A 5,397-nucleotide genomic window follows, 5' to 3' on the forward strand; every position below is an offset into this window, starting at 1 on the left:
GCAGCTTGCGGTGCTTCTTCTTCGACATGCGCTTGCGGCGCTTCTTGATCACAGAACCCATAGGGTTGTTCCTCGCGTTCTACTCGGGTCGTCAGCCCCGCGTCCGCGGGGTTCAACATTCCTGACCCTGCACAGTCCAAACCCGTAACGGGCCGACGAAGACCCGACGGCACCACCGGCACGTACAGGATGCCGGTCAATGCTACCGGGCCATCGTTCGGCGAACGAAACCGGTCGTCGACCGCGCCTACCCAGCGTCGAAGTACGACGTCTCCAGGTAGTCGTGCACGGCTTTGGCGTGCACGCGGAAGGATCTGCCGACCCGCACCGCGGGCAGCTCTCCCGAATGCACCAACCGGTACACCGTCATCTTGGAAACCCGCATCAGACTCGCCACTTCGGCGACCGTGAGGAACTGGGTTCCACCGCCGATGACGTTCCCTGCGTTTATTGGGCTGTTTCCGGACCTCGCTTGACTGTTTCCCATCATGCGCCACTGACCTCCGGCACGTCCGCGCCGCCGGCTTCCCCACCGGCGGAACAGACACGCACGTGCTCCTTGCAGCTTATCGTGACCAGTGGGATTGCTGCGACGGGTGTGAGAAATCCGCCTTTGCTGGGGCGTTTCGGAGCCCGGCAGCAAACCAGCAACTGTGTTCGATTTGCCCCTCCGCTGCGCTCCGGGGCGGGTTCGCGGCGCTGGAAGTCCCGGTTCTTCCTGTGTCTGATTTGCCCTCCGCTGCGCTCCGGGCGGGTTCGCGGCGCTGGAGGTCCCGGTTCTTCCCTCCTCCGCTCCTCCGCTTCGCTCCCCCGCTCCGTCAGTCCAGAACCGGGACGCGCCGCGAACCATACGGGGGGCCGCTCAGCTCGGGGGAGCGGTTGGTAGGGCAGGTGTGCCTGGCTGCGAGAGCCGCTCCGGAACGGTCGCTCAGGTGGGTGCGTAGCTGCGGGAGGTGAGACCCCATCTGCGGAACCGTTGCGGAGCGGTCGCTCGGTTCCTGGGCGCGGCAGGCGTAGCGATCCGTTGGTGCCGCTCCGGGGCTGGGGCGGGATCGGTGGAGCGGTCAGTCCGAGGACACGCCCATCTCCGCGGCGCGGTCCTTGGCGGCGTGCAGGGCCTCGTGGACGACCGCGCGGACGGCGCCGCGTTCGAGTTCGCGGACCGCGGCGGCGGTGGTGCCCGCCGGGGATGTCACGGCCGCCCGCAACTCGGTGGCAGACTGGCCGGACTCGTCCAGCAGGGCGGCCGCGCCCAGCATGGTCTGCACGACCAACTGAGAGGCCACATCGCGGGTGAGCCCCAAGCCGACGCCGGCGTCGATCATGGCCTCGACAATCAGGAAGAAGTAGGCCGGGCCGGAGCCCGAGACGGCGGTGACCGCATCCATCTGCGCCTCGGCGACGGTGACGACCTTGCCCACCGACTCCAGCATCTCGGTGACCATCCGCAGCTGTTCGGGGCGGGCGTAGCGGCCGGGAGCGATGGCGCTCATGCCCTGGCCGACGAGCATCGGCGTATTCGGCATGACGCGCACCACCGGGAAACCGGCGGGCAGCTTGGCCTCGAAGCGGCCGGTGGGGATACCGGCGGCCAACGACACCAGCACCTGGTCGCGATCGTCGCCGAGCTCCGCCTTGACGAGTTCGGTCAGCACGCCGTCCACATCGTGCGGCTTCACCGCGACCACGATCAGATCCGCGCCCACGACGGCATCGCTCACCGAATCGGTGACCCGCGACCCGAACCGCTGGGCCAGCACCTCGGCCCGCGCCGGAACCGGCTCGACCACCACCAGATCCTTGCTCGCCCGCCCGGATTCGAGCAGACCGGCGACCAACGCCTCCCCGATCCGGCCTCCACCGATCACCGCAATCCTCGTCATGAGTTCCAAGGCTAGCTCCCCCGCCTCCCCGGGACTTCAGCGCACGGCTGAGTGCCGCTGGCGGTCTCGTATGCGTGCCCGCGTTGGGTGCCGAACCGAGGTTGGGCGTACCCGACGAGTTACCCCGGACCCCGCGAGATCAGTTGTCGCCTTGGCATATGGCGGCGAGCGGAGCACACAGCGATGAGGAGCCGGTATGGCGGCTGGAGATCCTGACCGGGCGCATGGGAACCGGCGAGGTGACGGTCGGGGCAGCGATTGCGCACCGTGCGCGAACTGGCGGGCCGCAAAGCGGTCACTTGTGGCGGGGCGCTGTGTCAGGACGGGTGCGCGGTCCAGAAGGGCGGCTGCGCTTGGGCAGTCTGCGCCAGCGACGCAGGGTGGGCAAGCGCAGCACACTCCGGCGAGGAGCGATTCCCAACGCATCCCCATCCAGCAACAGACACAACAGCACAGGTGCGTGCCCGCAACGGTCCTGGCCGACCGAGACCCACTCCCCGCGCCGCACGCAAGGTTCAGCGCGGCACGCGGAGATTCGGCCCGGCCGGCGAGCGAAGATCGCTCCCGTTCACGGGTTCTGGGGAATGAGGGCGAGTTGGCGGCTCTGGGCGACGATCGCGCCGGTGGCGTCCAGGACGAGTTGGTCCTCGTCGAACATGCGGCCGCCGATCTCCTTGGCGGAGGCGATGATTCGGAGCCAGCCGGGGGTGGGGCGGCGGCGCAGGTAGGTGGTGAGCTGGACGGTGGGGGCCCAGCCGAAGTGGCCGCGGTTCATGGGGACCGGCGGGCTCATGTCGGCGGCCATCATGGCGAAGAAGGCGAAGACGTCGGCGTCGGCCTCGTCGGCGGCGAAGGGGCGGATCCACAGGCGCAGTTCGGGTTCGCCCTGCCCGCCGGTGAGGAAGGGGGCGGAGGTGCCGTCCAGGGCGACCGAGGACCCCTGCGCCACATGGACGAGTTTGCCCATGGGGTTGTCGTCGTCGTAGGCGAGCGCGTCGGCCGACGGTGCGGCGGGCATGCCCTCGGACTTGTCGGGCGCGTACACCGGCTCGATATCGTCGAGGTGGCTGAACGTGAAGGCGGTGTGCACCAGAGTGCGGCCGCCCTGGATGAGGCCCACGTCGACCAGGCAGATCTGGCGGCCGAGCTTGCGGGTGCGCACCTCGTACTCGACCTCGCCCGGATCGGGCGCGCCGAGGAAGTCGGAACTGGCGGCGATCGGGAACATGGCGGCGCGCTCGGGTGCGGTCCGCCGCAGCCACGCCACCGCCGCCGCGGCACTACCCGCCACCATGGTGCCGCCGTGCACCTTCGGCCCGATGGTCCAGATCGACTCGATAATGCCCGCGTAACGCCCGATCTCGGCGGATTCCGACGCCAACTCGGTCACCGCGCACACCCGGCTGAACGGCGCGTCACCCACACCGCTGCCGACCCGTTCCCGATCGACGGTCGACTCCACTGTCATCCGCTACTCCTCCTCACTAGGTTTGTACAGCGTACGACACTAGTGAACCGATCGGTCCTCCCGTGCTACGAATCACTCCCCCACCGACTGACCCACAACTCAGCCCGGCCTGACCCCCACCGCCCCGGCCCCCGACCTCGAGCGGTCCACGCCAGAGTTCGGCAAGTCCGCGACCACACCTCGCGATCCGCGCCAGATCCGGCCAATCCGCGCCTGTGCTCGGCGGTCCGCGCAGAACTCCGGGGCAGTCCGAGCCCTACGCTCAGCCAAATCCTGCGCCTGCGCTTGGGCAGTCTGCGCCAGGGGCGCAGGGTGGGCAAGCGCAGACACTCCGGGCAAACACCACGCCCAACGCCCCGGCAGCCCCTATCCGCGCCGAGCTCCGCTGGGCTCCGGCTGGTGAGCGTCCGCCCCGGCCCCGTTGAAATGCCGCCGCGCGAACGCGAGTGCGCGATGCAGCATGGCGGCCCGGTCGAAGGTGGTGCGCGCGTTCTGCGTGTTGATCTCGATCACCACCTGGCCCCGGAACCCGCTGCCGGTCACCGCCGCCCCGAGCTCCACCAGCGGCTGCGAGCCCTCCCCGGGGATCAGGTGCTCGTCGTGCGCGGCACCGCGCCCATCGGCCAGGTGGATGTGGGTGAGCCCGGAGCCCATCCGCTCGGCCAGCGCCAGGGGATCCATTCCGGCGGTGGCCGTGTGCGAGGTGTCGAGCGTGTAGTTCCGGAAACCGGTGTCGGTGGGGTCGTAGGACGGTGTGAAGGCGGTCAGCGACGGCCCCGGCCCGCCGCGCCGCTCCAACCGCCGGATGGACGCCTCGCCCCGTGCGAACAAGGTGTCCGCCACCCGCATCGGGAACATGTTCTCCACCGCCACCGAGATCGGGCGGCTGTCCTCGAGTTCGACGATCTGCTCGGCGAACCCCTCCGCGTACCGCCGCTGCCAGCGGAACGGCGGATGCACCACCACGGTCGCCGCCCCCAGCGCTTCCGCGGTGTGCACGCTGCGGGTGAGTTTCGCGATCGGGTCCGACCCCCACACCCGTTGCGAGATCAGCAGACACGGCGCGTGCACGGCGAGCACCGGCACCTGATAGCGGTGCACCAGCGTCTGCACCGTGGAAATGCTCTGGCTGGCCGGTTCCGCCCACACCATGAGTTCCACACCGTCGTAACCGAGTTCGGCCGCGTACCGAAATGCGGCCTCGGTGTTTTCGGGATACACCGAGGCGGTGGACAAGCCCACCCGGATATCCCGGTGCCCCCCGACGTTCTCGCGCACGACCCCCGGCGTCTGCCCGATATTCCCCACTGCCCGCTCCCTGCTCAGCTAGTACTGAGTAGAAAGGCTAGCGGTCCCAGCGTCACGAAGACGCCTACCACGACGGCAATCACAGTGCTGAATATGTCGTCGGTGCGACGCAGAACTCGGACGAGTGCGACGAGTCCGAGAATCACGATCATCGCCAGCGCCAGGGCAACCCACGGGAGCATTTCCCACATGCGCTCGAATCCCTTGAACAGCAACATTCCCGCGACTGCGGCGGCGGTGCTCTGCCCGCCCAGAATCAGCCATTGCCGACGATTCTCTTCCTCGTCGGATTTCCGCGGGGTGCGGGAGCGGCGGGCGCGATTGGCGACGGCGGTGACCCGTGCGACCACGGAAGTTCTTGCGTCGTCCTCGATGTCATCGTCATCCCGCAGTGGGGAATAGACCTCGGTGGCGCCGTCGTACATATCGTCCGGTTCGGCGGCGCGAGACTTGCGCCCGAACGCCCCCTTGCCGAAGGAGCGTTCGCCGGACCGTCGCGAACGACGCGGGGCTGGTTCGTCATCGCGATCTCGAGCGTCGCGTAGCAGATCACCGGCAACCGTCTCGCCGGAGACCAGCTGCTGGTCCTGGCTGGCCAGCGTCCAGGCGGCGGCCCGGTCGTCCGACTGCGGGGCGGGGTCGGTCGCCTGGCGTCTTCGCGCCGACCAGGCGGGCAGCTTGCCCGCGCCGGAGCGGTCGCCGCGCGGCGCGGGTTCGTCGGGCTCGTCGTCGTCCCAC

At 69.1% G+C, this 5,397-nt stretch carries 5 protein-coding genes and 1 pseudogene; all 6 read right to left on the bottom strand.

Features of this window, described 5'->3' with window-relative positions; translation table 11 throughout:
* A partial coding sequence (locus QK444_RS31950) for an AURKAIP1/COX24 domain-containing protein (RefSeq protein ID WP_282785799.1) occupies positions 1–61 on the bottom strand: 61 nt, incomplete at its 3' end.
* A 186-nt stretch (positions 62–247) separates the two neighbouring features.
* Positions 248–487, bottom strand: coding sequence for a helix-turn-helix domain-containing protein (locus tag QK444_RS31955; protein WP_081592759.1), 240 nt, complete (start codon positions 485–487; stop codon positions 248–250).
* A 577-nt stretch (positions 488–1,064) separates the two neighbouring features.
* Positions 1,065–1,883: a pyrroline-5-carboxylate reductase gene (proC, locus tag QK444_RS31960; protein WP_282785796.1), complete on the bottom strand. Its 819-nt coding sequence runs from the start codon at positions 1,881–1,883 to the stop codon at positions 1,065–1,067.
* Positions 1,884–2,451: 568 nt separating this feature from the next.
* A complete protein-coding gene (locus tag QK444_RS31965; RefSeq protein ID WP_282785797.1) occupies positions 2,452–3,351 on the bottom strand; it encodes a thioesterase family protein in 900 nt (299 codons plus the stop codon).
* Between the two features lie 366 nt (positions 3,352–3,717).
* Positions 3,718–4,650, bottom strand: a complete 933-nt coding sequence (locus tag QK444_RS31970; protein WP_306357051.1) for a sugar phosphate isomerase/epimerase — start codon at positions 4,648–4,650, stop codon at positions 3,718–3,720.
* A gap of 23 nt (positions 4,651–4,673) precedes the next feature.
* Positions 4,674–5,397: pseudogene (locus QK444_RS31975) on the bottom strand (hypothetical protein); the annotation flags it as partial.

Source organism: Nocardia sp. CC201C (genome assembly GCF_030010695.1).
In the GTDB taxonomy this organism is placed as follows: Bacteria; Actinomycetota; Actinomycetes; order Mycobacteriales; family Mycobacteriaceae; genus Nocardia; species Nocardia otitidiscaviarum.

Coding starts and splice junctions, on each gene's coding strand:
- proC (WP_282785796.1), bottom strand. CDS start 1,883: ATGACGAGGATTGCGGTGATCGGTGGAGGCCGGATCGGGGAGGCGTTG.
- QK444_RS31965 (WP_282785797.1), bottom strand. CDS start 3,351: ATGACAGTGGAGTCGACCGTCGATCGGGAACGGGTCGGCAGCGGTGTG.
- QK444_RS31955 (WP_081592759.1), bottom strand. CDS start 487: ATGGGAAACAGTCAAGCGAGGTCCGGAAACAGCCCAATAAACGCAGGG.